This window comes from Sporosarcina sp. FSL K6-6792 (assembly GCF_038004885.1).
Taxonomy (GTDB): Bacteria; Bacillota; Bacilli; order Bacillales_A; family Planococcaceae; genus Sporosarcina; species Sporosarcina psychrophila.
Map to the genome: position 1 here is coordinate 1855929 of NZ_JBBOSA010000001.1, position 26572 is coordinate 1882500.

Consider the following 26572-nt stretch of genomic DNA (forward strand, 5'->3'; position numbering starts at 1 on the left):
GTTATACCGCCTACTAGTAAAGCGGCTCCGTCCAAAGACAGAACCGCAAGATGATTAAGATTAATTTTAACTCTAAACAAAAACCTTCCAATTTCCCGGCAGCTAATTGTTATTAAACTTTGAAATGGCTCATGGCGGTGTGCAGATTGTCACTTAACCCCGCCAATGTATCCGCGGCTTGTGCTACCTCACGGATTGCCCGAAGCTGCTCGTCCGTCGATGCACTAATTTCTTCACTTGCCGCAGCTGTTTCTTCAGCTGTCGCCGCCATAGTTTCAATTGTCTCCATAACCGTCTCCTTATGTTCAACGACCTTATTTACTTCGTCATAGACACTGCTGATGGACTGTTCAAGCTTATTCATGAGTTTGGAAATGTCTCCGAACGTCATTTGTGTAGCAAGCACGACTTTTCCTTGTTCCTCAAATGTCTCCCCCGTTTCCCTCATTTGCCTCGAAACTTGGTGGGAGCCATTTTGAAGTTCTTGAACGGTCGCTTTTACTTCATCTGTTGCTCGTGCAGATTGTTCAGCTAGTTTCCTCACTTCATCAGCAACGACCGCAAAGCCTTTACCGTGTTCGCCAGCACGTGCTGCCTCAATGCTCGCATTAAGCGCCAACAAGTTCGTCTGCGTGGAAATTTGAGTTATCGTTTCCATGACAATTCCGATTGCTCCAACTTTCGTTTCCAAATCTCCAACGACATCCGCCATCGATTGCAGATTTGTCTTCCAGCCATCGAACGACAATTGTAGCTGATTGACTTGGCTGACTCCACTTTTGTTGACCTCTTCAGCTTCTATTGCAATGCCTGTCATAATGCTCGCTTTTTCTTGAATCCCTATTAGTTGTTCGCTTAAATAGCCAACTGTTTGCGTCACATCTTCTGTATCATGTGCGGATTTCGTTGCACCTGATGCGATATCATCGATAGCCCCCGCCATCTGCTCACTAACGGCATTCGTCTCTTCTGCGGATGCACTTAAGCTTTCTGCCGCTAAACGAACTTCATCAACAGAAAGGTTAACCAATGTAATAACATCACGAACTTTTGAAGTCATTGCATTAAAATTGTTTGCAAGTTGACCAAATTCATCCTTCGATTTCACATCCGCGTATGCGTTAAGGTTTCCTTCCGTCACTTTATCCATTGCTGTACGAATTTCACCGAGAGGACTAACAATTCTTGATATTAAGAACCAAAGAACAACAATCATTACTATTCCTGCTAATATGAAAGTTATGATGATTAAGTTCCTAGTTTGACTAACTGAACCATCAATTGCATCTTGATTGAACGCGGCACCAACTGTCCAACCGAAATGCGGGACTTCGGTAAAAACGCCGACCATTTCATTCTTATCTTCATTGTATTGTCCGATTCCCTTCGTTTTTTCTTCGTTAAATAATGCCGTTAAATAAGATAAATCCGCCAATTCCTCTTTGTCTGTTAGTAAATGAGGGTGAACGATTGCCCCATCATTTCTATCAAATAAGAATGGGTAGCCTCCAAATCCAAATTCACTTTTGGATACACTATCAGTAATATTTCCCAAACTAATGTCTACCCCAATAACACCAACAAGTGAATTGTTTCGTTTCATCGCTTTAGATGCCGTAATAACATATCCACCTGACGCTGCATCGACATATGGATCCGACCATACAACTTTGTCTGGTTGGTCGCTAGCTGCTGTATACCATACGCGGCTAGTCGGATCAAATCCATCGATAACGAGATGGGGAACAAATTTGGTATATTTGTTTTCGAATCCAAAATACATTAAATCCGTATCCGTCATTTGTCCCATATAATCATTAAAGACCTTTTCGATGCCTCGACTTAATTCGCTATCACTCCCGGTGCCATACTGCGTCTCTATAAATGATGTGACTTCCGGATTTTCGGTAAGCAAATATAGCGTTTTTTCATATTGCAACATACTGTTTTCAATCGATCGACCCATCTCCTGCACGGCAACTTCACTTTGATTTATAAGGACATTTTCCGTTTGCTTTTGCATTTGAAGATTAACGAACAAGTTTACTATCGTAAGAATAATGAAAAATAACGCTATTACACTTACAATGATTTTTGCTTTAATCGATTTCATTTCACTTACCTCCTTCTACTTCGATTCGACATACTTCACGCATAAATTCTGACCTCATTAGACTATATTTTTGATTATAGTCTAATAGTCACTAGAATGATAGAATATTTTAAATAATATAATGTATTTCGACTTATTAAATATACGCAAAATAAAAAACGCCATTCTCTGGCGTTTTAAATGCTTACTTAATACGTTGTAAATGTTTCGTACAATTAAACAGCTCGCATAGGTTTCGATCTTCTTGCAGTTTAATAATAGTGACTGATGTGTTTTCCAGGTCCACAGCTAAATCCTTGTAAGGGACAAGCTCTTTTATCAATCGACCAATAAATCCTCCATGACTGACGACTAAGATTCGTTTATCTGGATGCAATTCTTTTATTTCCTCTATGAAATTAAGTCCGCGTGAAATAATTTCTTCCTGCGGTTCGAAACCGAGTTCCAGCTGCCTCCATGAGTGCCCCCATTTTTTTACTCGCTCCATTTCCGTCAATCCTTCAACCAGGCCACCCCCTGATTCTCGCAAGCGATTGTCCGATAAGAGACGGATATCAGGCATACTGTCCGCGATGATTTCAGCTGTTTTTGCAGCACGAATTAAAGGACTTGTGTAGATAACATCCCATTGTTCACCAGAAAGTCTTTGAGCTACACCGTGTGCCATCTCAATTCCTTCATCATCAAGTGGGACATCAGTACTTCCTTGTGCTCTTCCTTCTTTATTCCACGCGGTAACGCCATGTCGTACAAACCCAATTATCGTAATCGTAAACACCTCCACTTCAAATTTACCCACAAACCATTTCCAGTTTTCCCCTATACGACATACCCAAGCGACCTTAGTACATTATTCATAAATGATTCCGTATATAAGTAAACTTCCTCACGCTCTGGTTCCTGATAAACGTCATGGCACAACCGTTTCCATTGCTTATATTGAAACTCAGAAAGTTCCTGTCGGATAAACCATTTCTTAGCAAGCGCTATGTCTGTTATTTTATCCTCTTCCGCAATATGCATAAGCACCGGTATATCATGAATACTTCTTTCACTCTGTGCAACCAATTTTATGAATGATTGTAACTCTTTATACCAGGCTACGGTGAATTCATCGTTATAAAAGTCATCTTGCTTAGCCTCTTCATATAAATCACTATTGCGTGTTAACATCTCAATGTCAATTTCATGATTCAATTTCATAGATGACGAGAATTTTGTCAATACGTTCGAAAATTTAGGTGGCTGATGACGCAATGCTAGCCATGGGGAACTAAAAACAGCCCCTGCGCATTCAATTTTCTTTCGCTGTAAAAGACGCATTACGAAGGTGGCACCTATTCCATGTCCAATAATGAACAAAGGTAAATTATCATCGAGACCGACCGCTATTAATTTTTCCACAAATTTAGCGTAGGCATCAAATTGGTCATCGTGAATTTTTCCGACACCTTCCGCTCCGTGTCCAGGTAAATCTCCTGTCACGACATGAAAACCGCTGTTTCGGAGTTTCTGAATAAGCCATGCATTTCTACTATGATGTTCGTACACATTATGGACGATGGCCACGACAGCTTTTGGTGGCCCTTCCGCTTCCCATTTCCACATGGTCATCTTCCCCTCATCTATCTAGTTCTTTTATCTATATATTTCCCTATTTATCTACAATAAAAACCTAATCTTTGTTACGATAATTATACACTACCTAAAGAAAAGAGGAGAGCATCATGATTTATCCTTATAAAGGAAAAACGCCTGTAATTGATCCGTCCGTTTTCATTGGCGACTTCACGACGATTTCAGGTGATGTGACAATTGGTCCTGAATCGACAATTTGGTTTAATACCGTAATCCGGGGTGACGTATCTCCAACAATTATTGGACGTAAAGTAAATATTCAAGACTTGTGCTGCCTTCATCAAAGCCCAAAGTTTCCGCTTATTCTTGAAGATGAGGTGACAATTGGGCACCAAGTAACGTTACATAGTTGTACGGTAAAAAAAGGAGCGCTTATCGGTATGGGTTCCATTGTTTTGGACGGTGCTGAAATTGGCGAAGGGGCATTCATTGGCGCAGGCAGTCTCGTGCCGCCTGGTAAGAAGATTCCCCCGAATACGCTAGCACTCGGGTCGCCAGCAAAAGTCGTGCGTGAGCTGAATGACGACGATCGTGCGGACATGGAACGGATTGTTCAGGAGTATGCGGAAAAAGGGCAGTATTACAAGAGTTTACAACAATAATAAAAGAGCTGCCTTTGAAGGCAGCTCTTATTTTTTTATAAATAAAAAGATTACTAAACCAATTAGCACAAATAACGCAACAACCCCAACCAGTAGTAACAAACCTATTAAACTCATAGCCCCACACTCTCCTCTCCGATCAGGTTTCACTTTATAACAATTGTATCATTTGTTTATAGCTCGTGTGATGAGAGTGTACGACAGATTCGCTACAATCTATGACGCCTGCTAAATCAAACATCCTAAACAGAAAAAACACCGAAAAACAGGGCGATCCTGTCTTTCGGTGTTTACACTACATTATTTCCCTGCTAATTCTTTCAATGCATCAGCTTTATCCGTTTGTTCCCACGGTAGATCAATGTCTGTACGGCCGAAGTGACCGTATGCAGCTGTTTGTTTATAAATTGGGCGGCGCAGATCAAGCATTTTGATGATGCCTGCTGGGCGAAGGTCAAACAGTCCACGCGTAAGCTCAACAAGTTTACTTTCCTCGACTGTGCCTGTTCCAAATGTATCGATAGAAATCGATACAGGTTGTGCAACACCGATTGCATAAGCAAGTTGCACTTCACATCGATCTGCAAGTCCTGCAGCGACAATGTTCTTCGCAACATAACGTGCCGCATATGAAGCCGAGCGGTCCACTTTCGTCGCATCTTTCCCAGAAAACGCACCGCCGCCATGACGCGCATAACCACCGTACGTGTCAACGATGATTTTACGGCCAGTAAGACCTGCATCTCCTTGAGGTCCCCCTATTACGAAGCGGCCAGTTGGGTTGATGAAGTACTTCGTGTCTTCATCGATTAAATCAGTTGGTACAACCGGGTTTATGACGAATTCTTTAATATCACGCTGAATTTGCTCAAGTGTTATTTCAGGGTGATGTTGCGCTGAAATAACAATTGTATCGATGCGTACTGGTTTATTGTTTTCATCATATTCAACAGTCACTTGTGTTTTTCCATCTGGACGCAGATACGTAAGAGTTTCATCTTTGCGTACTTGTGCAAGTCGGAATGATAATTTATGAGCTAGGCTAATTGGTAACGGCATCAGTTCCGGTGTTTCATTACAAGCGTAACCGAACATCAAACCTTGGTCACCAGCTCCAATTGCTTCAAGTTCATCATCTGTCATCGAACCTTCACGCGCTTCAAGTGCCTGGTCAACGCCTGCAGCGATGTCGGCTGATTGTTCATCGATCGCAGTCAAAACTGCAGATGTTTCCCAATCAAATCCGTATTTCGCGCGTACATAACCAATTTCTTTAACAGTTTCACGCACAACTTTCGGGATATCGACATATGTTGTCGTCGTAATTTCTCCTGCAACAAGGACAAGTCCTGTTGTAATTGTCGTTTCACATGCAACACGTGCATTTGGATCTTCTGCCAATATAGCATCTAGAATAGCATCCGAAATTTGGTCACACATTTTGTCCGGGTGTCCTTCAGTTACCGATTCTGAAGTAAATAGTCGGCGATTTGTCATGTTATTTCCTCCTTATATCCTACGAGATTGATACGGTACTCATATGTCCCATGTAGAGTCTTTTCTAAATGAAAAGACTACAAGCCATTGCGAGCTCTATACACGAGGATTAAGGGCGATATCATATAAAAAGCCCTTCGCTCACGTAATAATACATGAGGAAAGGCATGATTTCATAAGCACCTTTCACTCTTATCATACAAGGACTGTGCCTTGCTACAGGTTTGGCACCTTCGCGCAGACAAAACGTCTGTGCAGGTTGCCGGGTTTCATAGGGCCTGACCCCTCCACCAGCTCGGGATAAGAGTATCCGTTCAACTATATATGCTACGAAAAATCTTGTTGCATGTCAAATCTTTTTACCCATTTTGCGTATAAATCCTTGAGGTTTGAATTAGTATAGATTATTATTCTTAATGTGTTATACTAATTCAATAATGTGATGACACCCAATTGATTGGGACTATATGCAAAGGACGGTACATACTTATGATATCTGCGAAAATTAGTGATGACCTCAACAAACTTCTTTCTGGGAAAAATGTAAAAGTTCAACTTTCAGTTCCACAACTTGTTGAAAAAGCGATTTCACGTGGTGAAGCTCAATTGACATCAGACGGAGCGGTTACAGCTCAGACAGGCAAATATACAGGTCGTTCACCTAAGGACAAATACATTGTCGAGGAAGCGTCCTCCAAAGACAAAATCGATTGGGGCAACGTCAATCGTCCAATCTCTTCTGAAATTTTCGATTCATTATATAATAAAGTAATCACTCATTTGAGAACAAAAGACGAACTGTTCGTCTTCAAAGGTTTTGCAGGCGCAGATCCAGCTTCACGACTATCCATTCAAGTTGTGAATGAATTTGCATGGCATAACCTGTTTGTTCACAACTTGTTCATCCGCCCAACTGAAGAAGAACTAGTACAACATGAATCACAATTCACAATTGTTTCGGCTCCTTCATTTAAAGCGGATCCTGTGGTCGATGGTACAAATTCAGAGACATTCATTATCGTATCAATGGAAAAACGTATTGTTCTTATCGGTGGAACTGAATACGCTGGCGAAATGAAAAAATCAATCTTCTCAATCATGAACTACTTACTTCCTGAAAACGGCATTATGCCAATGCACTGTTCAGCAAACGTTGGTGAAGACGGCGATGTTGCCCTATTCTTCGGTCTTTCTGGAACAGGTAAAACAACACTTTCGGCAGATGCAAACCGTAAATTAATCGGCGATGACGAGCATGGCTGGTCTGACACTGGTGTCTTCAATATCGAAGGCGGTTGCTATGCAAAATGTATTAATTTATCACAAGAAAAAGAACCTGAAATTTTTGGTGCAATTCGTTTTGGTTCCGTACTAGAAAACGTTGTCGTCGATCCGGAAACACGCATTCCTGACTACGATAATGGTTCATTAACTGAAAACACGCGTGCAGCTTATCCTATCCAAGCAATTGATAACATCGTTGACCCTTCTGTTGCTGGTCATCCGAAAACGATTGTATTCTTAACGGCAGATGCGTTTGGCGTACTACCTCCAATCTCGAAGTTAACAAAAGAACAAGCAATGTATCACTTCCTTAGCGGGTTCACTTCGAAGCTTGCCGGAACTGAGCGTGGTATCACATCACCTGAAGCAACGTTCTCAACGTGCTTCGGTTCACCTTTCCTTCCACTTCCAGCGACAGTATACGCTGAAATGCTTGGGAAGAAAATTGATGAACATGATGCACAAGTATTCCTTGTTAACACAGGCTGGACTGGCGGCGTCTACGGCGTTGGTAAACGTATGGATCTTAAATACACACGCACTATGGTACAGGCAGCTCTTGCTGGAGAATTGAACAACATTGAAACAGAAACTAACGGCGTATTCGGCCTCGAAATGCCAACATTCATTGAAGGTGTTCCAACAGAAGTGTTGAACCCGCGCAATGCATGGGCAGACGGCGAAGCATACGATGTAAAAGCAAATGAATTGGCAAACATGTTCCATGAAAACTTTAAAAAATTCGGTATGGTTTCTGAAGAGATTACACTTAAAGGCGGACCGATTGCATAATTATCAAATTAAACAGTGTAGCACATTGTATGTGCTACACTGTTTTTTTGTACATTGGATTTGTAACTGCAACTTATTTCGTCTAATTGCAAACCCGTACTTCTAATTGCAACTTCATTTTATTCAAAAAACCACTCATTTTTCTTGTCTTCTCATCCAACTACATAAATCGCGTACAAGTTGTGCATTCATGACGGGCGGTATGAAGTGTGTATACTCAGGGAAATACCATGTCTCATATACTTTTTTATGTTCACGCAGTGCATTTTCCAGCAAAACTGCTTGTTGAAATGACACGTTCTCGTCGATCATGCCATGAATGATGAGTACGGGAGCATCAATTTCATCCACGCGGAACAGCGCCGTACGGTTTCTGTATTCATCTGGCATGTTATTCGGTGTCCCGCCGATAACTCTTTTCATCATCCGCCGCATATCTTTCCGTTCTTTATATGTAAATACGATATCGGATACGCCAGACCATGTAACTACCGACGTAATATCTTCACGTAAAATTGCTGTCCAAAGAGCCATTATACCGCCCCGTGAAAATGCAAACAAGTGAATTTTTTCCACGTTTGTCTTCGGATTTTGCTTCAGCACATCAACGGCATTCACCGCATCCTGACGATCGGCCCCAGCAAACTCATCCCGTCCCTCGCCTCCACGGTTCCCCCGATAATAAGGAGCGAAGACAACAAATCCTTGCGAAGCAAACTGTGCAATTCGGGCAGGACGAACCATACCGATATGCTGCATGCCCCCTCGCAAATAGATGATGCCTTCGTAGTTCCCTTCTGTAATTGGTTCTGCCATGAGTCCCTTCACTTTTAATCCATCTGAAAAATATGTAATTTCTTCAAGCGAAACATGTGGATTTGGAGACGGATAGGGCCTTCTATGAATAATCGTACCATCATGACTCATGCTCTTCCACCCACCTTCTTAATGTTTCCATGCCTGTGTTTTTCATAAGGAAACTCAATTCTTCACACTGGTCAAGCTCTTCATTAGTCATCCACATAGCTCCTTCTGTTTCGTAAAGGGCTGGATGCTCATCGATTTCCGCAACTTTCCCTGTGAATACAGCTTTGCAAAATGTACTATTACTTCGAACGACATACTGTGCAAATTGCACAAGATCCGTAACTTTCACACCTGTTTCTTCAATCGTTTCGCGTATAACTGCCTCCTCGATCGTTTCTCCATGCTCTGCTTTACCACCTGGAAACTCAACGCCTCGAACTAAATGCCGAGTCAGTAACCATTTACCATTATGTTTGAGGATAACAAGGACATGCCGAGCTGGCATTCCAAATTGGTTTTCTCCGAAAGTCAGCTCAACACGACCACCATTCACATCATTGAAAATAAGCATTGCACTCACGTCCTTTCAACCAGTGTAGCGAAGGACAGCAATCCTTTCAACGAAAATACGGAAGCTTTTCGATAAATCGCTTCGACTTATCATCTGTAAATTCATGAATGAGCGCATAGATCTTCATCGTACGTTGATCGACGTTGAAATTGTTCCGACCATAATGATAGGGCAAAAATGGTAAATGTGACCTAAGGAAGTTTCGGAATTCGAGTTCATCTATCTGACTAAATAACCGATGAAAAACAGGAACATACTGACTTTCTACATTAACCTCATATTCCCACGGTGAATCATCTGGGTAATGGTATACTTGCTGATTTACGACAGAAACGTACATTTTGTATTTCTCCATGCTACACCATCCTTTTTTCTTTTTAGCATGGCTTAGTATGAAAAAAGCATGCATCCCCTTTTACTGGAGATACATGCTTTACCGCAATTTACGCTTGTACGTCAACCGAAGCTCCCTTATGAGGATGGGCTGCAACAGACTGATTAGATAAACTTTTCAACATATCTGTTGCCGCTGCAGTATTCATTGCAAGTGCATTATTTAACACACTCAACTGAACAGTCGATTGCAAACTTCTCAATTGACTTGCCATGATGGAGCTCATATCCATTTGCCACCACTCCTTCCACAAGCTTATTATCGGCATTTTTCTAGTATTTTTAATGAAAAATGATTACTTGTTATCTTCACCCAGGAATGCATTCAGCATCCATTGATGTTTTTCGATACTTTGATATGTCGCGTTCAACAAATCTTCCGTCATATCGTCGCCATCTTTCGCAGCCAGCTGCATGCCTTTTTTCAACGATTTCATAATTTCACCGAAATCATTTACGACAGTTTTCACCATGCTGTCTTCTTTTTCATCTCCCGTTGCTTCTTTCACAACAGATTGTTCAAGATGTTCTTTCAGCGTTGCTACAGGATCTCCGCCAAGTGTCAAAATACGTTCTGCGATTTCATCCATATGTAACGTCGCTTCATTATAAAGTTCTTCAAACTTTACATGTAACGTGAAGAAATGATGACCTTTAACATACCAGTGATAGTTATGGAGCTTCGCATACATAACCGACCATGTAGAAACTTGGACATTCAATTCATTAATAAGTTCTTTCGACATATAAATCTCTCCCCTTATTGTTAAATATAATTCATCTCTCTGTTAATTTACCACCGAAGCATCTACAATAAACATCGAGGCATTAATAAGGAGTTTTTTAAATGAAAAAGATTTTAATTGGCTTTATTAAACTATATCAAAAAGTGATTTCACCACTTACACCACCTTCATGCCGTTTCTATCCCACTTGTTCTCACTATGGGATTGAGGCAGTGGAAAAGCATGGAGCACTAAAGGGTTCATGGCTTGCGGTACGTCGAATTTCAAAATGCCATCCGTTCCACGAGGGTGGATTTGATCCTGTACCAGACAATGATATGCATAAAAAGTGATCTTTTTAGATAGAACGGTTTGACATAATTGTCGAGCCGTTTTTTTCGATTAAAAGAAATTCGCTTATTTAGTTGCCAAATTAGAAACACTCTTGTATGATAAAAAAGTCAGTTGCACAAATCGGAATGATTACTATTAATAATACGGAGGATATATCTAATGAATAAGAAACTTTTTTTCATCATGTCATTACTAACAATTATGCTACTTAGTGCTTGTGGCGCTAAATCCACAGAAAACTCGGAAACTGGGACAGAGAAATTGTCTATTTATACAACAGTATACCCGCTTCAATACTTTACAGAACGAATCGGCGGCGACTACGTCGATGTGAAATCCATCTATCCTGCTGGCGCGGATGAACATACTTTTGATCCTACACAAAAAGATATGATGGGACTCGCGGACTCGGATTTGTTTTTCTATATAGGACTTGGCCTTGAAGGTTTTGTGGAAAATGCAGAAAAAACCATGAAAAACGAACATGTAAAAATGGTTGCAACAGCAGAGGCAATTCCTGATGAGATGCTAGACGAAGGTCATAGTGATGAAGGTCACGACGAAGATGCTGAACATGATGACCATGGACACGAAGGTCATGATCATGGCGGAATTGATCCCCATGTATGGATCTCACCACTGCTTAGTGTCGAACTTGCAACTTCTATCAAAGATGCATTGATTGAATCAAAACCTGAAATGAAAGACGAATTCGAGAAGAACTTTGAACAACTGAAAGTAGAACTTGTCGAACTCGATAGCAAATTCAAAGAGATGGCTTCCGCTGTCCCTTCCAAAACGTTCTTTGTTTCACATGCATCATTTGGTTATCTAGCCGATTCATATGGACTGGAACAAGTCGCGATTGCGGGACTGAACTCACAAAGCGAGCCGTCACAAAAGCAATTAGCACAAATTGTCAAAGAGGCAAAAAATCACAACATCCACTATGTACTTTTTGAACAGAATGTATCATCTAAACTAACTAATGTCGTGCGGAAAGAAATTGGTGCTGAATCACTCATGCTCCACAATCTTGGCGTATTGACAGCGGATGATGTAAAAAACAACGAAGACTATTTTTCTTTGATGGAACAAAACATTGAAACGCTGAAGAAAGCGTTAAGTGGAAAGTAAATGAAGAAAGGTTGTCCCGTATACCAGATTTAATCTGGTATATGGAACAGCCTTTTTGTTTTTGCTGTGACAGTTTGGAGTTGCCGTGACAGTTTGACTTTAATTTCGACTTCAACCTTACTCCAAATCCACTGACTCTTTCAATTTGCGACGCAATAACTTATTTGACCCGTTACGCGGCAGTTCATCTACGAAGCGGAATGATTTCGGTACTTTGTAACGCGCCAATCGCTCTTCACAATACGCTATCAAATCAGCTTCTTTCACATTTCCTGACACTACGACAAACGCAACTGGGACACTTCCCCACTCGGAATGTTCTTTCCCGCAAACGCCTACCTCTCGAATATTCGGATGCGCTATCAGTACATTTTCAATTTCAGCAGGGTAAATATTTTCTCCTCCTGAAATGATTAAGTCGGATCTTCTATCAACGATATACAAATAACCTTCCGAATCAAGATAACCGATATCACCTGTTGGAAGCCAGCCATTTTCCAATGGATCCACTTCGGAAAAACGACCAATATATCCAGGTGTCACATGTGAACCGCGTATAAATACTTCACCTTTTTCACCTGGCGTTTCTATATCTTTGATTTTGATTTGATTGAAAAACAATGGTTTGCCTGCTGAACCCATTTTCCTCATTGCATCACTTGCTGCTAAGGTCGCTGTTTGCGAACTAGTTTCTGTCATGCCGTACGTTTGGAGAACAGGAACTTCAAGTACTTTTGCCCGCTTCAAATAATCGATTGGAACGGGGCCACCACCTGCCAGCATTGATTTAAATGATGAATGTGCGACACTATTATCCTTTTCCAGTTCACGCAGAACTTTATCCAATGTAAGAGATACAACAGACATCCGTGTGACGGACCCATCTCTTACCGCAATCGCCGACTTGACCGCATCAAACTTCTCATGCAACTGAACCTCATTTCCGTATAGAACAGAACGAACGAGAATCGAGAACCCGCTAATATGAAATAAAGGCATCGCACAGAGCCAGACATCGTCTTCATCAAGCCCTAAATTTAGAACAGACGACAGTGCACTCGAGACGTGATTACCTGCAGTCTGACGGACCCCCTTCGGAAATCCTGTCGTGCCCGATGTATACATAATCGTAATGGTTCTGTCTGATTGCCAACTTTCCTGGATGACAAAAGCCTGTTCCGCACTTTCTTTGATCGTAGAAAATAGTAGCTGACGTACCGGGGTATCGGCAACAACACTACTCAGTTCATTCGACACAATTACCGTATTGGCGCCTGAATCATCCAATTGATATGCGATTTCTTTTTTCGACAACCGACTGTTTAGCATAACAATCTCAAGGCCGGCCAGCATACATGCATGAATGATGACTACCATTTCAGCATTGGAGGACCCAAGCAAGGCGATCCGTTCCCCTTCATTTAAACTGTTAGCCCTCAATTTTCGTGCAAGAACCACAGCATCATCTTTTAACTGTGCGAATGTCCACTTTTCCTCTTCGAACGATAAAGCTATTTTATCAGGCGTTAAATAAGCCCGTTGCATTAACCAATTTGGAATCATGCCATCACCATCCATTCAGAAAAAGCTGCCCGATTAGAGGCAGCTTTCTTAGTTTTTATCCATTTTGATTACTGTCTAGGCTTCAGGCGCCAGCCCCTTGAGTCGCTTCAGTCTTGCTGAAAAGGCAAAGTACGCCTTTATCTTCAAGCCTTCCAGCGCTTGTCGGGGCTAAACGGCGCCTTACGCTTTTCTTTAATCAAGGAAAACGTGGGAATTGTCCGAAGTCCGGTTTGCGTTTTTCTTTGAATGCATCGCGGCCTTCTTTCGCTTCGTCTGTTGTGTAATAAAGAAGTGTTGCGTCGCCAGCCAATTGTTGAAGACCAGCAAGTCCGTCCGTATCCGCGTTCATTGCCGCTTTTACGAAACGAAGTGCCGTAGGGCTCATGCCAAGCATCTCTTCACACCATTGGACCGTCTCGTCTTCCAGTTGTTCATAAGGAACTACCGTATTGACTAGACCCATGTCCAGTGCTTCCTGTGCGTTGTATTGACGGCAAAGGAACCAGATTTCGCGCGCTTTTTTATGGCCAATGATTCGTGCCAAGTAGCCCGAACCGTAACCTGCGTCGAATGAACCGACTTTAGGTCCTGTTTGTCCGAAAACTGCATTTTCTGCTGCAATCGTCAAATCACAAACGACATGAAGAACATGTCCGCCGCCGATTGCATATCCTGCAACCATTGCCACAACCGGTTTTGGAATAACACGGATTAGACGCTGTAAGTCCAAGACGTTGAGACGTGGAATTTCGTCGTCTCCTACATAACCGCCATGCCCTCGAACGGATTGGTCTCCGCCTGAACAGAATGCTTTCTCGCCTTCTCCTGTTAAGACGATGACTCCAATGCTTTGGTCGTCCCGTGCGCGTGAAAATGCATCGATTAACTCCGATACCGTTTTAGGACGGAATGCATTGCGCACTTCCGGACGGTTGATTGTTACTTTTGCAATCCCGCCATACTGTTCGTATTTGATGTCTTCGTATGTACGTATCGTTTCCCATTGACGTGTCATAGTGATCCTCCTCGATTTTTCAACTCTGAAATATGCTCCTCTATCATTGTAGCAAATGTAGCCGGTTTTTCCACATGAATTGCATGTCCAGCATGTTCTATCGTTTCATGGCGGACATTAGGGAAATCCCTCTGCATTTCCCGGGAAATATTTACGAACTTCGTGTCGAGTTTTCCCGTTATGAGCAAAACCGGAAGATTGACTGTTCCTAGGCTCTCCCAATAAGAAGCTTGGCTACCTGTTCCAATACCACGTAAGCTGTTCGCAAGGCCTATTTCACTCTGACTAAGCCGTTCATTCCTCACTGCCAGCTGCTTTTCTTCCGACAAAGTCTTCTGAGACGCGAACAAGGGAATATTTCCCCAGAAATCGATGAATGCCGGCAATCCGTCCCTTGTGATTCTGTCTGCCAGCCGCCTGTCAGCTGCTTGTCGTTCTTCTCTTTCCACTTCCGTCTTCAATCCTGGAGAAGAACTCTCGAGAATCAATGACGAGACCCGCATTGGATGTCGCACCGTATAAGCCAGTGCAATACGTCCCCCCATTGAATAGCCAACCAAGATGAATTGATCAAGAGAAAGCTCAGTAAACAGTTCCTCAAGGTCCTCTACTTGCTGATCCATAGAGTAGCGGACAATGTCTTCCGGAATAGTCGATTTGCCGTGTCCCGTCAAATCGACAGCTATTGTCTGGTAGTTACCTTTTAGCAACTTTGTAATTTCACGCCATGATGTGGTGCTCCCCGTAAAACCATGTAGAAATACGATGACAGGTAAATTTTCTCCACCTTGGATTTCCACATGCATATTAATTTCACGTATACGAATAGTCTTTTCATTCATTACGATCAAGCCTGTCCGTGATTTGCTTCCATAGGTCTCGGTGCGCTTTCACATTCGCTTGACGATTCGTGAACACTTCGATAATACGCACTGGTTTTTCCTTCGCTTTATCGAGCTCCATTCCGAACTCTTCTGGCGTGTGGATTGCCGCATACTGCGCATCATACATCGCAGCAATGTGGCCGAATGTTAAGCCTGTTGGTGTGCCAAACAGCTCTTCGAAATGATTACCTGCATCAGCTTGCGGAAGGTACGAGAATATTCCACCCCCATCGTTATTAATAATGACAATGGTTAAATCTGCCTCATGGAAACGAGTAACAATTAATCCGTTGACATCATGCAAGAACGATAAATCGCCAATTAACAGCCATGTTGGACGCTTTCTTGCCGCCTGGATACCGAATGCTGTCGATACAACACCATCGATACCATTCGTCCCGCGATTCGCAAAAATTGTAATATCCTTATCCGTCTTCCTGAAGAACGTGTCTACATCACGGATTGGCATGCTGCTGCCACTTACGAGGTCGCTCTCTGTGGGAAGGTGCTCAAATAATGTTTTTGCAAATATCCCTTCATCGCCAGCAACACCCTCATACTTATTTGTAATCGCTGATGCCGCCTCATTCGCCATCGTCCACAACTCTGTATAAGATGTCTTCGGTTTATCCACAATAATTTTTATGACTGTTTCGGGTGAAGTCTGGATATGATGCGTAACGACACCGAGCGAATCCCTAAATTCCGGCGATTCATCCACCGCTATAACTGTAGCTGGTCTTACTTTTTTCAAGTAAAGCGAAAGCGGCTTCGCTACTGGCTGTGCACCAAAACGAATGACAGTATCAGGTACGACTTTCTCTTTGAATGCATCACTTTTTAATAGTGCATCATAATGATCAATACAGAGCGCTATGCATTGTTCAGGTACTTCCGTGCGAAGATTTGATAGCGGATCGCATAATACTGGCCATTCCAGTGCTTTGGCAAAGTTCCAAAATGCTGCTTTATCGAACCCTATCGGCATTTCACCAGCAATGATGAAGCCTTTTTCCGACGTTACAAGCAACTGTGAAATTTGTTGGGCAGTAGATGCATCCAAACTGTCTACACTTTTAAATCGTTTTTTGAAAGTCATTTTCGGCGTTTCCCGATCAAAATCGATCAGAAGTGGTTCCCGGAACGGCACATTTAAGTGAACGGGTCCTCGTGGAGCTGTAGTCGCAACTGACAGTGCACGGCTAATATGGCGATCAATAAAGTCTTCGATATCCGGATTGTTTTCAGCAAGTGGGAAATCTACACTATATTTCACATGCTTACCATACATTCGAATTTGATCGATTGCCTGTGGCGCACCGACTTCCCTTAATTCATGCGGACGGTCAGCCGTGATAACAATAAGAGGAATACGCGCATAATACGCTTCTGTTATAGCAGGATGATAATTCGATGCTGCAGTACCTGACGTACAGAGAAGGACGACAGGATTACCGGATGCCTTCGCCAAACCTAATGCAAAGTAGGCAGCCGATCGTTCATCAACTTGCATATAGACATCAAGGCCTTTTGTTGAAGCGAAAGCGTAAGCCAGTGGTGTCGAACGAGAGCCTGGACTAATAACTACCGTTTTCACATCAGCCATCATCAAAGCAGCAGTCATTCTACGAACATAATCAGTCAAAACTGTACGGTTATCCATTCAGTTTTCCTCCAAGCGCCCGCATAACCGGTCTGAATTTCACCCATGTTTCATCGTATTCTTTATCTGGTTCAGAGTCTGCCACAATTCCTCCACCTGCGTATAAGTACGCACTATTGCCGTCAAGAAGTGCGGAACGGATTGCAACAGCGAATTCACCATTTCCAGCAGTATCTGTCCAACCAATTGGTCCAGCATAATAACCCCGATCCAAGTTTTCCTCAGAACGAATCATTTCCATCGCTATATCAGTTGGGACACCGCCTAGTGCCGGTGTCGGGTGAAGTGCTTGAACCAAACTAAAAATATCAGTTCCTTGTTCAACTTTTCCTTCAACTGGCGTAAACAAATGCTGAATATCACGGACTTTCATCAGTTTCGGTACTTTCGAAATTTTGATGTCTGTGCAAAATGACTTAAACACTTGTGAAATCATATTAACGACATATTGATGCTCTTCTCGGTTTTTTCTATCTTCAAGAAGTTCATCGCCAAGTTCGCGGTCTTCAGTTGCCGACTTGCCTCGTTTAATGGAACCCGCGACACATGCCGAATACGCACGGCCATTTGATATTTCAATTAAACGTTCAGGTGTAGCACCAAAAAATAATTGGCCGTCCTTTTGCAATCCAAAGTGATAACTTTCCTGCTGTTCATTTGATATATGATGAAGTGCAGCGACAGCCGGCACGTCATCTGCAAAGTTTAGTTTAACCGAACGTGCAATTACTACTTTTTCAGCTTCACCATTGTTAATTTTCTTTGTGACACCTGCAACGGTTTCCAGATAATGTTCTTTCGAAAGTTCCTCTATTGACACAACTTCCGGTTTTGTAAGCAGAGCGGATTCCTCGACTTGCGCGATATGAATTAGACGGTCTCTTTCATCCCTTAACTTCTCAAACTGTTCTGCCCCATCGTTGCTTTTTGTTACAAGGTTAATGGAAATTTCTGTCTTGCCATTCGTAATCGACAACTGGAAAGAAGGTACAACGAAATGGGCCGATGGAAATGCATCCCACTCTGATTGCTTAACACTTTTCGGATCAAACGAGAAACCTCCAAAAAGAACAGGTTCCCGATCATTTTCTTCTTTAATTAGCGCACTACATAATTTTTTCCAACTTGTTGAAATATGTGAGAAACGATCATTCGTTCCATCACTTGTTAATACCGTAGCATGTCCAATACCAACAAGCGTTAAAGTTTTATCTGCATTTTGCCAATAGAAACGTTCATCTTTGTAACACGAATCCCCTGCTTCAAAAAACGCAAGTGGTGAGATTCTCCCCGCATCGACAGTTTCTGTAAAAAAACGCAGCTCATTCTGCCTAACATTTAATTGAGATTCACGGGTAGCGGTCAACTTCCGATTCATTATTTTCCCTCCGTACATTCATTCGACTGATTTAAAACAATACCTATAGTCTATCATACCGAATCAATTTCGTTTCAGCACATAATAAGCAGTCCATATGTTCACCCCACCCATTTTGGAGTACAATAGATAGGGTCATTAAAAGGATAGGGAGAGAGCCAAATTGCAACAGACAATAAAAGCGGATAAAGGCTGGCGTATTTGGTGGCAGCTTACACGTCCACATACACTAACAGCAGCCTTTGCACCTGTATTTCTCGGTACCATGATTGCACTAACTTACGGAAAATTACATTTTCCTTTATTCATCGCCATGCTCGTCGCGAGTGTTTTCATCCAAATGGCAACGAATATGTTCAATGAATATTATGATTTTAAAAGAGGACTTGATACAGAACAGTCCATTGGAATCGGCGGTACAATCGTCCGTAATGGTGTAAAACCAAAAACCGTGTTGAATCTTGCCTTTATGCTTTACGGGATTTCCGTCCTTATTGGTATCTATATATGTATGGAAACCTCATGGATGCTCGCAGTCGTCGGTATTTTGTCAATGATGGTAGGCTACTTTTATACTGGAGGACCGTATCCTATCGCCTACACGCCATTTGGAGAACTGTTTTCCGGTGTTGTCATGGGAATGTTACTTATCCTTATTGCGTTTTATATCCAGACAGAAACAGTAACGACAGAAGCGGTTCTGCTATCCATCCCAAGTATGTTGCTAGTCGCAGGTATTATGCTAGCAAATAATATACGTGATTTAGAAGGCGATAAGGAAGGCGGACGAAAAACACTCGCTATTCTTGTGGGCCGCTACAACGCAATTACAATCCTAATGCTATTTTTCATTATTTCCTATGGCTGGATTATTGCAATGATTCTCTTCGGTCATCTTACTCCATGGTCACTGCTTGTATTTCTTAGTGTCAAAAAGCCGATTGGAGCGATTACTGTGTTCCGAAAAAATCACATCCCAATACATGTGATGCCTGCGATGAAAAACACTGCAGTTACGAACACTTTATTCGGCTTACTATTAGGGATCGGAATACTCATTGGCCATCTGCTCTAACTAATAAAAGAAAAAGCGTAAAGCCTCGATTTAACTCGAAGCTTTACGCTTTTTCTGATTTATATGTTTAGATGGAACGAAATAAAGGAAAGTTAAGTAACGATAGTCAACAATCTGTACTTTTGTTTATTAAGTACTGTGGATATGTGCAGACTAATGCCATTACTAAAAAGGACGTGACAAAACTTGTTGAACGATAAACAAAAAGCCACTCTAAAAAAAGAACTATATGAAATGAAGGATCACTTAACAAAAACAGAAGAAGAAACAGATATTAAGGAAAGTGCACAAGAAGCTGCCGGCGAGCTGTCGATGTATGACAATCATCCCGGTGATATGGGTACAGAACTGTTTGAAAGAGAGAAGGACATGGCTTTAAACGTTCATGCTGGCTCTGAATTAGATAAAGTAGAAAGCGCCTTACAAGCGATGGTGGACGGTTCTTACGGGAAATGTGAAGTGTGCCAAAAAGATATACCATTTGGGCGACTTGAAGCAGTTCCTTACACAACTCTTTGCATCGACCATGCGACTGAGAAAGAAATCCCCAATGATCGACCTGTCGAAGAAGATACGCTTACCATGGCCAACCCAAATTCATTTTCCCGAGCGGCCCGGGATGGCGAAGACAGCTTTCAGGAAATCGCAAAATCTGGAACATCAGAAACCCCTTCCGATTTCAGCGGAGATCACGATGACTACAATACGTTATACGACAGCGGAATTTCAGATGGTGCAACCGAAGAATTTGAAGAATTCACAGGTACCGATATAAATGGAAAGTCACGCGGCTTCATCAGGTCCGATGCCTCAGAGAAATATGAAGCGGAACTGGATGATGAAGGAATCGAATCCCCTCTCGGAGATATTCCTTATCATGAAAAAGATAGTTATATAGAGGATCAGAAGAAGTGAAAAGAAACACCATAGGCCATTGCTTATGGTGTTTCTTTTCAGGATATTTTAGCTCACGTATGTTAATTAACCAAAAGTAACCCGTAAATGATTTAATCAAACACTAGGCGCTGCGTGTGCAGTTGCCTTTGAGTTGCTTTAGATAGAACGACCTCTTTACTATTATCGAGATATCTTGATGTGTAGGGATGCGACTTCGTAGCACCCTACACATTTTTCGGGAATCGTTTGGTGGTTATCCATCCGTTGCTCTCCAAAGGCATAAGTAGACGAAATGCTAGAGCTTTTTGGGACGAAAGAATAGCGGGGCTTCTTAACTGGATAAAAGCCGCCAAAGATATAATTTTGGCGGCTGAAGTCTTCTCCATAGTCTTGTCTTTTTTATTTAAGAATGAAACAGAACTCCTACCAATATCGCTTCGACGCTGGATGGTCTATATGAGAAAGAGCATTTCATTATCTGTGATGAAATCTGCAACCTGGAGTACGTCTTTCTTGAATATAAGTAGTATCAACTAGTAATCACCTTATAATCTCGGCATATACATCTCAAAATCACATTTCTCTCGATAATGAACACCCTAGTGCAGGCGCGGCAAAGGGGTCGCCGAAGCCGTGAGACTGGATGCGAAGCGATATTCAGGCTTACGGTGAAAGGCATCCCCAAAGCGTCAAGCGTTCTACAATCCACACCCCGAATTACAACTCTCTCCTTATTGAGCGCCACAGTAGATTCAATGCGATTCTTTAATTCAACATATATAGTTAGAATTTAAGTGAACTAGAAAACTATATATAAACAAATTAAAAAGTAGCTTTACAAGTTCATTAAGAACTTGTAAAGCTACTTTTATGTATGACCCCTACGGGATTCGAACCCGTGATACCGCCGTGAAAGGGCGGTGTCTTAACCGCTTGACCAAGGGGCCAAATTATATATGGCGGAGAAGGAGGGATTCGAACCCTCGCACCGCTTTCGCGATCTATACCCTTAGCAGGGGCACCTCTTGAGCCGCTTGAGTACTTCCCCATATATAAATGGCTCCGCAGGTAGGACTCGAACCTACGACCGATCGGTTAACAGCCGATTGCTCTACCACTGAGCTACTGCGGAATGGTGGGCCTAAATGGACTCGAACCATCGACCTCACGCTTATCAGGCGTGCGCTCTAACCAGCTGAGCTATAGGCCCTTTTTGGAGCGAGTGAAGGGAATCGAACCCTCATCATCAGCTTGGAAGGCTGAGGTTTTACCACTAAACTACACTCGCATAACAATGGTGGCTCAGGACGGAATCGAACCGCCGACACAAGGATTTTCAGTCCTTTGCTCTACCGACTGAGCTACTGAGCCACGTATTTAGTTTACATTAAGTCGTTAACTTATTCTAAACCTTATAGTATTAATAAAAATGGCGGTCCCGACCGGGATCGAACCGGCGATCTCCTGCGTGACAGGCAGGCATGTTAACCGCTACACCACGGGACCATTTGGTTGCGGGGACAGGATTTGAACCTGTGACCTTCGGGTTATGAGCCCGACGAGATACCACTTCTCCACCCCGCGACAACAATATAAGTACTATTTAATTTCACCACTAGTTAAAAATGGAGGAGGTAGAGGGATTCGAACCCCCGCGGGATTTGACTCCCCTGTCGGTTTTCAAGACCGATCCCTTCAGCCGGGCTTGGGTATACCTCCATGGCTGTATATAATAGTGGTGGACCTTGCAGGACTCGAACCTGCGACCGGACGGTTATGAGCCGTCTGCTCTAACCAACTGAGCTAAAGGTCCTTTAAGATGGCGGCAGAGGGGATCGAACCCCCGACCTCACGGGTATGAACCGTACGCTCTAGCCAGCTGAGCTACGCCGCCAGGATCTTTATTGAAATTGTGTTGGTGGAGCCTAGCGGGATCGAACCGCTGACCTCCTGCGTGCAAGGCAGGCGCTCTCCCAGCTGAGCTAAGGCCCCATTATAGCTGGCAATTATTAAAGCACAAATCTACTTAAAATGGTATATTCTTTAAGCGGCGAATCTGCTTAAAAAGCTTAATGGTCGGGAAGACAGGATTCGAACCTGCGACCCCTTGGTCCCAAACCAAGTGCTCTACCAAGCTGAGCTACGTCCCGAAGAATTATAAAGTTTAAAAACATAATGGTGCGCCCGGCAGAAGTCGAATCCACAACCTCCTGATCCGTAGTCAGGTGCTCTATCCAATTGAGCTACGAGCGCATATAAGTTAAAAGTTATTAATGCCGAGAACCGGAATCGAACCGGTACGGTAGTCACCTACCGCAGGATTTTAAGTCCTGTGCGTCTGCCAGTTCCGCCACCCCGGCAAAAATATGGAGCGGAAGACGGGATTCGAACCCGCGACCCCGACCTTGGCAAGGTCGTATTCTACCACTGAACTACTTCCGCATTATAAGTGCGGGTAAAGGGAGTCGAACCCCCACGCCCGAAGGCACTAGATCCTAAGTCTAGCGCGTCTGCCAGTTCCGCCATACCCGCAATATAAATTATGACACTAAGTCATAAAAATGGTGAGCCATGCAGGATTCGAACCTGCGACCCTCTGATTAAAAGTCAGATGCTCTACCAACTGAGCTAATGGCTCGAAAAGTGGTGCCGGAGAAAGGACTTGAACCCTCAACCTACTGATTACAAGTCAGTTGCTCTACCAGTTGAGCTACTCCGGCTAATAGTTTTCATTATAAATAAAATGGTGGAGGATGACGGGCTCGAACCGCCGACCCCCTGCTTGTAAGGCAGGTGCTCTCCCAGCTGAGCTAATCCTCCTGGGTATAAGTGCGACAAACTTCAGTTGTTTGTCCTATTCATAAACCTATGTAATAATTGTTACAAGACCGGCGACGTCCTACTCTCACAGGGGGAAACCCCCAACTACCATCGGCGCTGAAGAGCTTAACTTCCGTGTTCGGGATGGGAACGGGTGTGACCTCTTCGCAATCGTCACCAGACTTGTATGATCTTTTCTCAAAGACAATAATTATTATAACATATCATCTAATTAATTGCAAGTACTTTTTTTATGAACGGTACTTATTCGCTCAAAACTGAATAAAACAGACATTGTGCTACACAGAATCAGGGTAATCAAGCCCTTTTCAAAATTGGTTAAGTCCTCGATCGATTAGTATCCGTCAGCTCCACACGTCGCCGTGCTTCCACCCCAGACCTATCAACCTCATCTTCTTTGAGGGATCTTACTTACTTGCGTAATGGGAAATCTCATCTCGAGGGGGGCTTCATGCTTAGATGCTTTCAGCATTTATCCCGTCCATACATAGCTACCCAGCGATGCCTTTGGCAAGACAACTGGTACACCAGAGGTATGTCCATCCCGGTCCTCTCGTACTAAGGACAGCTCCTCTCAAATTTCCTGCGCCCGCGACGGATAGGGACCGAACTGTCTCACGACGTTCTGAACCCAGCTCGCGTACCGCTTTAATGGGCGAACAGCCCAACCCTTGGGACCGACTACAGCCCCAGGATGCGATGAGCCGACATCGAGGTGCCAAACCTCCCCGTCGATGTGGACTCTTGGGGGAGATAAGCCTGTTATCCCCGGGGTAGCTTTTATCCGTTGAGCGATGGCCCTTCCATGCGGAACCACCGGATCACTAAGCCCGTCTTTCGACCCTGCTCGACTTGTAGGTCTCGCAGTCAAGCTCCCTTATGCCTTTGCACTCTACGAATGATGTCCAACCATTCTGAGGGAACCTTTGGGCGCCTCCGTTACTCTTTAGGAGGCGACCGCCCCAGTCAAACTGCCCGCCTGACACTGTCTCCTGCCCCGATAAGGGGCATGGGTTAGAAGTCCAATACAGCCAGGGTAGTATCCCACCAACGCCTCATCCGAAGCTAGCGCTCCGGAATCCAAGGCTCCTACCTATCCTGTACAGGCTGCACCGGAATTCAATATCAGGTTACAGTAAAGCTCCACGGGGTCTTTCCGTCCTGTCGCGGGTAACCTGCATCTTCACAGGTATTATAATTTCACCGAGTCTCTCGTTGAGACAGTGCCCAGATCGTTACGCCTTTCGTGCGGGTCGGAACTTACCCGACAAGGAATTTCGCTACCTTAGGACCGTTATAGTTACGGCCGCCGTTTACTGGGGCTTCAATTCGAAGCTTCGCTTGCGCTGACCTCTCCTCTTAACCTTCCAGCACCGGGCAGGCGTCAGCCCCTATACTTCACCTTGCGGTTTTGCAGAGACCTGTGTTTTTGCTAAACAGTCGCCTGGGCCTATTCACTGCGGCTCTCTCGGGCTTTAACACCCTACCAGAGCACCCCTTCTCCCGAAGTTACGGGGTCATTTTGCCGAGTTCCTTAACGAGAGTTCTCTCGATCACCTTAGGATTCTCTCCTCGCCTACCTGTGTCGGTTTGCGGTACAGGCACCTCCCGCCTCGCTAGAGGCTTTTCTTGGCAGCGTGAAATCAGGGACTCAGGGATAAATCCCCTTGCTGTAACAGCTCAATGTTATAGGAACGGGATTTGCCTCATTCCACACCTCACTGCTTAGACGCGCATAACCAACAGCGCGCTCACCCTATCCTACTGCGTCACCCCATTGCTCAAACGGCGGGGAGGTGGTACAGGAATATCAACCTGTTGTCCATCGTCTACGCCTTTCGGCCTCAACTTAGGTCCTGACTAACCCTGAGCGGACGAGCCTTCCTCAGGAAACCTTGGGCATTCGGTGGAAGGGATTCTCACCCTTCTTTCGCTACTCATACCGGCATTCTCACTTCCAAGCGCTCCACCAGTCCTTACGGTCTAGCTTCGACGCCCTTGGAACGCTCTCCTACCACTGACATCTAAGATGTCAATCCACAGTTTCGGTGATTCGTTTAGCCCCGGTACATTTTCGGCGCAGCGCCACTCGACCAGTGAGCTATTACGCACTCTTTAAATGATGGCTGCTTCTAAGCCAACATCCTGGTTGTCTGGGCAACGCCACATCCTTTTCCACTTAACGAATACTTGGGGACCTTAACTGGTGGTCTGGGCTGTTTCCCTCTCGACTACGGATCTTATCACCCGCAGTCTGACTCCCAAACATAAATCATCGGCATTCGGAGTTTGTCTGAATTCGGTAACCCGGGATGGGCCCCTAGTCCAAACAGTGCTCTACCTCCGAGATTCTTAAGTTTGAGGCTAGCCCTAAAGCTATTTCGGAGAGAACCAGCTATCTCCAGGTTCGATTGGAATTTCACCGCTACCCACACCTCATCCCCGCACTTTTCAACGTACGTGGGTTCGGGCCTCCAGTAAGTGTTACCTTACCTTCACCCTGGACATGGGTAGATCACCTGGTTTCGGGTCTACGACCCCATACTCTATCGCCCTATTCAGACTCGCTTTCGCTGCGGCTCCGCATTCACTGCTTAACCTTGCATGGAATCGTAACTCGCCGGTTCATTCTACAAAAGGCACGCCATCACCCATTAACGGGCTCTGACAACTTGTAGGCACATGGTTTCAGGATCTATTTCACTCCCCTTCCGGGGTGCTTTTCACCTTTCCCTCACGGTACTGGTTCACTATCGGTCACTAGGGAGTATTTAGCCTTGGGAGATGGTCCTCCCGGATTCCGACGGAATTTCACGTGTTCCGCCGTACTCAGGATACACTCTGGAGAGAATGGACTTTCAACTACGGGGCTTTTACCCGCTACGGCGGACCTTTCCAGGTCGCTTCGTCTAATCCATTCCTTTGTAACTCCGTATAGAGTGTCCTACAACCCCAAGAAGCAAGCTTCTTGGTTTGGGCTCTTCCCGTTTCGCTCGCCGCTACTCAGGGAATCGATTTTTCTTTCTATTCCTCCGGATACTTAGATGTTTCAGTTCTCCGGGTGTGCCTCGTTTACGCTATGTATTCACGTAAACGTACTGTCCCATTATGGACAGTGGGTTTCCCCATTCGGAAATCTCCGGATCAAAGCTTACTTACAGCTCCCCGGAGCATATCGGTGTTAGTGCCGTCCTTCTTAGGCTCCTAGTGCCAAGGCATCCGCCATGCGCCCTTTCTAACTTAACCCTTTGGTTTTCAATAAGCTTACGCTTCTTGAATTCCTCTTTGGTGAATTCTCCTTTACAGCGATGTAAATCGGAATTCGTAAAAGGCATTGCATGAT

General features: G+C 43.8%; 20 protein-coding genes, 20 tRNA genes, 2 rRNA genes and 1 riboswitch. Of the genes, 6 read left to right on the plus strand and 36 right to left on the minus strand.

The genetic code is table 11. The features are described 5' to 3' along the window. Positions 1-112: 112 nt before the first annotated feature. The 3 genes from MKZ26_RS08870 to MKZ26_RS08880 all read right to left on the minus strand — a co-directional run bounded on the left by MKZ26_RS08870 (position 113) and on the right by MKZ26_RS08880 (position 3721). Entirely contained in the window at positions 113-2113 is a 2001-nt protein-coding gene (locus tag MKZ26_RS08870) for a methyl-accepting chemotaxis protein (protein ID WP_340765853.1), read from the minus strand. A gap of 184 nt (positions 2114-2297) precedes the next feature. Beyond that, positions 2298-2912 carry a histidine phosphatase family protein gene (locus MKZ26_RS08875; protein WP_340765855.1) on the minus strand — a complete coding sequence of 205 codons (615 nt, stop codon included), beginning with the start codon at positions 2910-2912 and terminating at the stop codon, positions 2298-2300. A gap of 20 nt (positions 2913-2932) precedes the next feature. Beyond that, positions 2933-3721: an alpha/beta hydrolase gene (locus MKZ26_RS08880; protein WP_340765857.1), complete on the minus strand. Its 789-nt coding sequence runs from the start codon at positions 3719-3721 to the stop codon at positions 2933-2935. Positions 3722-3840: 119 nt separating this feature from the next. On the opposite strand from MKZ26_RS08880, the gene MKZ26_RS08885 reads away from it, so the two are divergent. Next, entirely contained in the window at positions 3841-4353 is a 513-nt protein-coding gene (locus tag MKZ26_RS08885) for a gamma carbonic anhydrase (RefSeq protein WP_067206519.1), read from the plus strand. A 300-nt stretch (positions 4354-4653) separates the two neighbouring features. Here MKZ26_RS08885 and metK read toward each other — a convergent pair whose 3' ends face one another. Then, complete coding sequence (gene metK, locus MKZ26_RS08890; RefSeq protein ID WP_067206517.1) at positions 4654-5850, minus strand: methionine adenosyltransferase; 1197 nt, start codon at positions 5848-5850, stop codon at positions 4654-4656. Between the two features lie 189 nt (positions 5851-6039). Next, a riboswitch (SAM riboswitch) is annotated at positions 6040-6157 on the minus strand. A gap of 182 nt (positions 6158-6339) precedes the next feature. On the opposite strand from metK, the gene pckA reads away from it, so the two are divergent. Next, on the plus strand, positions 6340-7926 hold the full coding sequence (gene pckA / locus MKZ26_RS08895; protein ID WP_067206514.1) for a phosphoenolpyruvate carboxykinase (ATP): 1587 nt from the start codon (positions 6340-6342) through the stop codon (positions 7924-7926). Positions 7927-8061: 135 nt separating this feature from the next. Here pckA and MKZ26_RS08900 read toward each other — a convergent pair whose 3' ends face one another. The 5 genes from MKZ26_RS08900 to MKZ26_RS08920 all read right to left on the minus strand — a co-directional run bounded on the left by MKZ26_RS08900 (position 8062) and on the right by MKZ26_RS08920 (position 10443). Next, the gene (locus MKZ26_RS08900) at positions 8062-8853 is read right to left on the minus strand and encodes an alpha/beta hydrolase family protein (RefSeq protein WP_340741605.1); all 792 of its coding nucleotides are present in this window, start codon (positions 8851-8853) and stop codon (positions 8062-8064) included. Further along, positions 8843-9304, minus strand: a complete 462-nt coding sequence (locus MKZ26_RS08905; RefSeq protein WP_340765859.1) for an NUDIX domain-containing protein — start codon at positions 9302-9304, stop codon at positions 8843-8845. The genes MKZ26_RS08900 and MKZ26_RS08905 overlap by 11 nt, the downstream gene beginning before the upstream one ends. Positions 9305-9350: 46 nt before the next feature. After that, complete coding sequence (locus tag MKZ26_RS08910) at positions 9351-9659, minus strand: transposase (RefSeq protein ID WP_231885774.1); 309 nt, start codon at positions 9657-9659, stop codon at positions 9351-9353. Positions 9660-9747: 88 nt separating this feature from the next. Beyond that, positions 9748-9930 (minus strand): putative motility protein, encoded by a 183-nt coding sequence (locus MKZ26_RS08915; RefSeq protein ID WP_067206503.1) that lies wholly within the window; start codon positions 9928-9930, stop codon positions 9748-9750. 63 nt (positions 9931-9993) lie between these two features. Further along, on the minus strand, positions 9994-10443 hold the full coding sequence (locus MKZ26_RS08920; RefSeq protein WP_067206501.1) for a Dps family protein: 450 nt from the start codon (positions 10441-10443) through the stop codon (positions 9994-9996). Positions 10444-10544: 101 nt separating this feature from the next. Here MKZ26_RS08920 and yidD point away from each other — a divergent pair, with 101 nt between their 5' ends. Next, positions 10545-10775 (plus strand): membrane protein insertion efficiency factor YidD, encoded by a 231-nt coding sequence (yidD, locus tag MKZ26_RS08925; RefSeq protein WP_067206498.1) that lies wholly within the window; start codon positions 10545-10547, stop codon positions 10773-10775. Positions 10776-10935: 160 nt separating this feature from the next. Continuing rightward, positions 10936-11913, plus strand: a complete 978-nt coding sequence (locus MKZ26_RS08930; protein WP_340765862.1) for a metal ABC transporter solute-binding protein, Zn/Mn family — start codon at positions 10936-10938, stop codon at positions 11911-11913. 117 nt (positions 11914-12030) lie between these two features. Here MKZ26_RS08930 and MKZ26_RS08935 read toward each other — a convergent pair whose 3' ends face one another. From MKZ26_RS08935 to MKZ26_RS08955, 5 genes are all read right to left on the minus strand, one after another. Continuing rightward, positions 12031-13476: an o-succinylbenzoate--CoA ligase gene (locus tag MKZ26_RS08935; RefSeq protein ID WP_340765865.1), complete on the minus strand. Its 1446-nt coding sequence runs from the start codon at positions 13474-13476 to the stop codon at positions 12031-12033. Between the two features lie 196 nt (positions 13477-13672). Beyond that, positions 13673-14491 (minus strand): 1,4-dihydroxy-2-naphthoyl-CoA synthase, encoded by an 819-nt coding sequence (gene menB / locus MKZ26_RS08940; RefSeq protein ID WP_067206491.1) that lies wholly within the window; start codon positions 14489-14491, stop codon positions 13673-13675. After that, a complete protein-coding gene (gene menH, locus MKZ26_RS08945; RefSeq protein WP_340765867.1) occupies positions 14488-15333 on the minus strand; it encodes a 2-succinyl-6-hydroxy-2,4-cyclohexadiene-1-carboxylate synthase in 846 nt (281 codons plus the stop codon). Before menH ends, menB begins: the two co-directional genes overlap by 4 nt. Continuing rightward, positions 15326-17038: a 2-succinyl-5-enolpyruvyl-6-hydroxy-3-cyclohexene-1-carboxylic-acid synthase gene (gene menD, locus MKZ26_RS08950; RefSeq protein WP_340765869.1), complete on the minus strand. Its 1713-nt coding sequence runs from the start codon at positions 17036-17038 to the stop codon at positions 15326-15328. Before menD ends, menH begins: the two co-directional genes overlap by 8 nt. Then, entirely contained in the window at positions 17031-18416 is a 1386-nt protein-coding gene (locus MKZ26_RS08955) for an isochorismate synthase (protein ID WP_340765870.1), read from the minus strand. Before MKZ26_RS08955 ends, menD begins: the two co-directional genes overlap by 8 nt. Positions 18417-18579: 163 nt before the next feature. Here MKZ26_RS08955 and MKZ26_RS08960 point away from each other — a divergent pair, with 163 nt between their 5' ends. Both MKZ26_RS08960 and MKZ26_RS08965 read left to right on the plus strand, forming a co-directional pair. Beyond that, complete coding sequence (locus MKZ26_RS08960) at positions 18580-19491, plus strand: 1,4-dihydroxy-2-naphthoate polyprenyltransferase (RefSeq protein ID WP_340765873.1); 912 nt, start codon at positions 18580-18582, stop codon at positions 19489-19491. 186 nt (positions 19492-19677) lie between these two features. After that, complete coding sequence (locus tag MKZ26_RS08965) at positions 19678-20406, plus strand: TraR/DksA C4-type zinc finger protein (RefSeq protein WP_340765875.1); 729 nt, start codon at positions 19678-19680, stop codon at positions 20404-20406. 857 nt (positions 20407-21263) lie between these two features. On the opposite strand, the gene MKZ26_RS08970 is transcribed toward MKZ26_RS08965, so the two are convergent. From MKZ26_RS08970 to MKZ26_RS09075, 22 genes are all read right to left on the minus strand, one after another. Continuing rightward, positions 21264-21335: transfer RNA gene (locus MKZ26_RS08970), tRNA-Glu, on the minus strand. Positions 21336-21345: 10 nt separating this feature from the next. Continuing rightward, a tRNA-Ser gene (locus tag MKZ26_RS08975) sits at positions 21346-21436 on the minus strand. A 9-nt stretch (positions 21437-21445) separates the two neighbouring features. After that, positions 21446-21520: transfer RNA gene (locus MKZ26_RS08980), tRNA-Asn, on the minus strand. Between the two features lies 1 nt (position 21521). After that, a tRNA-Ile gene (locus MKZ26_RS08985) sits at positions 21522-21598 on the minus strand. Between the two features lie 4 nt (positions 21599-21602). After that, positions 21603-21676 (minus strand) — tRNA-Gly (locus MKZ26_RS08990). Between the two features lie 7 nt (positions 21677-21683). After that, positions 21684-21759: transfer RNA gene (locus MKZ26_RS08995), tRNA-Phe, on the minus strand. A 59-nt stretch (positions 21760-21818) separates the two neighbouring features. Next, a tRNA-Asp gene (locus MKZ26_RS09000) sits at positions 21819-21894 on the minus strand. A 3-nt stretch (positions 21895-21897) separates the two neighbouring features. Then, positions 21898-21972, minus strand: a tRNA-Met gene (locus tag MKZ26_RS09005). Positions 21973-22014: 42 nt separating this feature from the next. Further along, positions 22015-22107: transfer RNA gene (locus MKZ26_RS09010), tRNA-Ser, on the minus strand. A gap of 17 nt (positions 22108-22124) precedes the next feature. Continuing rightward, a tRNA-Ile gene (locus MKZ26_RS09015) sits at positions 22125-22201 on the minus strand. 7 nt (positions 22202-22208) lie between these two features. After that, positions 22209-22282: transfer RNA gene (locus MKZ26_RS09020), tRNA-Met, on the minus strand. 22 nt (positions 22283-22304) lie between these two features. Continuing rightward, positions 22305-22380 (minus strand) — tRNA-Ala (locus MKZ26_RS09025). An 81-nt stretch (positions 22381-22461) separates the two neighbouring features. Next, positions 22462-22538: transfer RNA gene (locus MKZ26_RS09030), tRNA-Pro, on the minus strand. A gap of 26 nt (positions 22539-22564) precedes the next feature. Further along, a tRNA-Arg gene (locus MKZ26_RS09035) sits at positions 22565-22641 on the minus strand. 21 nt (positions 22642-22662) lie between these two features. After that, positions 22663-22748 (minus strand) — tRNA-Leu (locus MKZ26_RS09040). Positions 22749-22755: 7 nt separating this feature from the next. Further along, positions 22756-22830: transfer RNA gene (locus tag MKZ26_RS09045), tRNA-Gly, on the minus strand. A gap of 8 nt (positions 22831-22838) precedes the next feature. After that, positions 22839-22920, minus strand: a tRNA-Leu gene (locus MKZ26_RS09050). A gap of 30 nt (positions 22921-22950) precedes the next feature. After that, positions 22951-23026: transfer RNA gene (locus MKZ26_RS09055), tRNA-Lys, on the minus strand. A gap of 6 nt (positions 23027-23032) precedes the next feature. After that, positions 23033-23108: transfer RNA gene (locus MKZ26_RS09060), tRNA-Thr, on the minus strand. Positions 23109-23132: 24 nt separating this feature from the next. Continuing rightward, positions 23133-23208, minus strand: a tRNA-Val gene (locus MKZ26_RS09065). 66 nt (positions 23209-23274) lie between these two features. Beyond that, positions 23275-23390: ribosomal RNA gene (rrf, locus tag MKZ26_RS09070) — 5S ribosomal RNA — on the minus strand. Positions 23391-23543: 153 nt separating this feature from the next. Further along, positions 23544-26475, minus strand: a 23S ribosomal RNA gene (locus MKZ26_RS09075). Positions 26476-26572: the final 97 nt, after the last annotated feature.

Coding starts and splice junctions, on each gene's coding strand:
- MKZ26_RS08870 (WP_340765853.1), bottom strand. CDS start 2,113: ATGAAATCGATTAAAGCAAAAATCATTGTAAGTGTAATAGCGTTATTT.
- MKZ26_RS08880 (WP_340765857.1), bottom strand. CDS start 3,721: ATGTGGAAATGGGAAGCGGAAGGGCCACCAAAAGCTGTCGTGGCCATC.
- MKZ26_RS08885 (WP_067206519.1), top strand. CDS start 3,841: ATGATTTATCCTTATAAAGGAAAAACGCCTGTAATTGATCCGTCCGTT.
- metK (WP_067206517.1), bottom strand. CDS start 5,850: ATGACAAATCGCCGACTATTTACTTCAGAATCGGTAACTGAAGGACAC.
- pckA (WP_067206514.1), top strand. CDS start 6,340: ATGATATCTGCGAAAATTAGTGATGACCTCAACAAACTTCTTTCTGGG.
- MKZ26_RS08900 (WP_340741605.1), bottom strand. CDS start 8,853: ATGAGTCATGATGGTACGATTATTCATAGAAGGCCCTATCCGTCTCCA.
- MKZ26_RS08905 (WP_340765859.1), bottom strand. CDS start 9,304: ATGCTTATTTTCAATGATGTGAATGGTGGTCGTGTTGAGCTGACTTTC.
- MKZ26_RS08910 (WP_231885774.1), bottom strand. CDS start 9,659: ATGGAGAAATACAAAATGTACGTTTCTGTCGTAAATCAGCAAGTATAC.
- MKZ26_RS08915 (WP_067206503.1), bottom strand. CDS start 9,930: ATGGATATGAGCTCCATCATGGCAAGTCAATTGAGAAGTTTGCAATCG.
- MKZ26_RS08920 (WP_067206501.1), bottom strand. CDS start 10,443: ATGTCGAAAGAACTTATTAATGAATTGAATGTCCAAGTTTCTACATGG.
- yidD (WP_067206498.1), top strand. CDS start 10,545: ATGAAAAAGATTTTAATTGGCTTTATTAAACTATATCAAAAAGTGATT.
- MKZ26_RS08930 (WP_340765862.1), top strand. CDS start 10,936: ATGAATAAGAAACTTTTTTTCATCATGTCATTACTAACAATTATGCTA.
- MKZ26_RS08935 (WP_340765865.1), bottom strand. CDS start 13,476: ATGATTCCAAATTGGTTAATGCAACGGGCTTATTTAACGCCTGATAAA.
- menB (WP_067206491.1), bottom strand. CDS start 14,491: ATGACACGTCAATGGGAAACGATACGTACATACGAAGACATCAAATAC.
- menH (WP_340765867.1), bottom strand. CDS start 15,333: ATGAATGAAAAGACTATTCGTATACGTGAAATTAATATGCATGTGGAA.
- menD (WP_340765869.1), bottom strand. CDS start 17,038: ATGGATAACCGTACAGTTTTGACTGATTATGTTCGTAGAATGACTGCT.
- MKZ26_RS08955 (WP_340765870.1), bottom strand. CDS start 18,416: ATGAATCGGAAGTTGACCGCTACCCGTGAATCTCAATTAAATGTTAGG.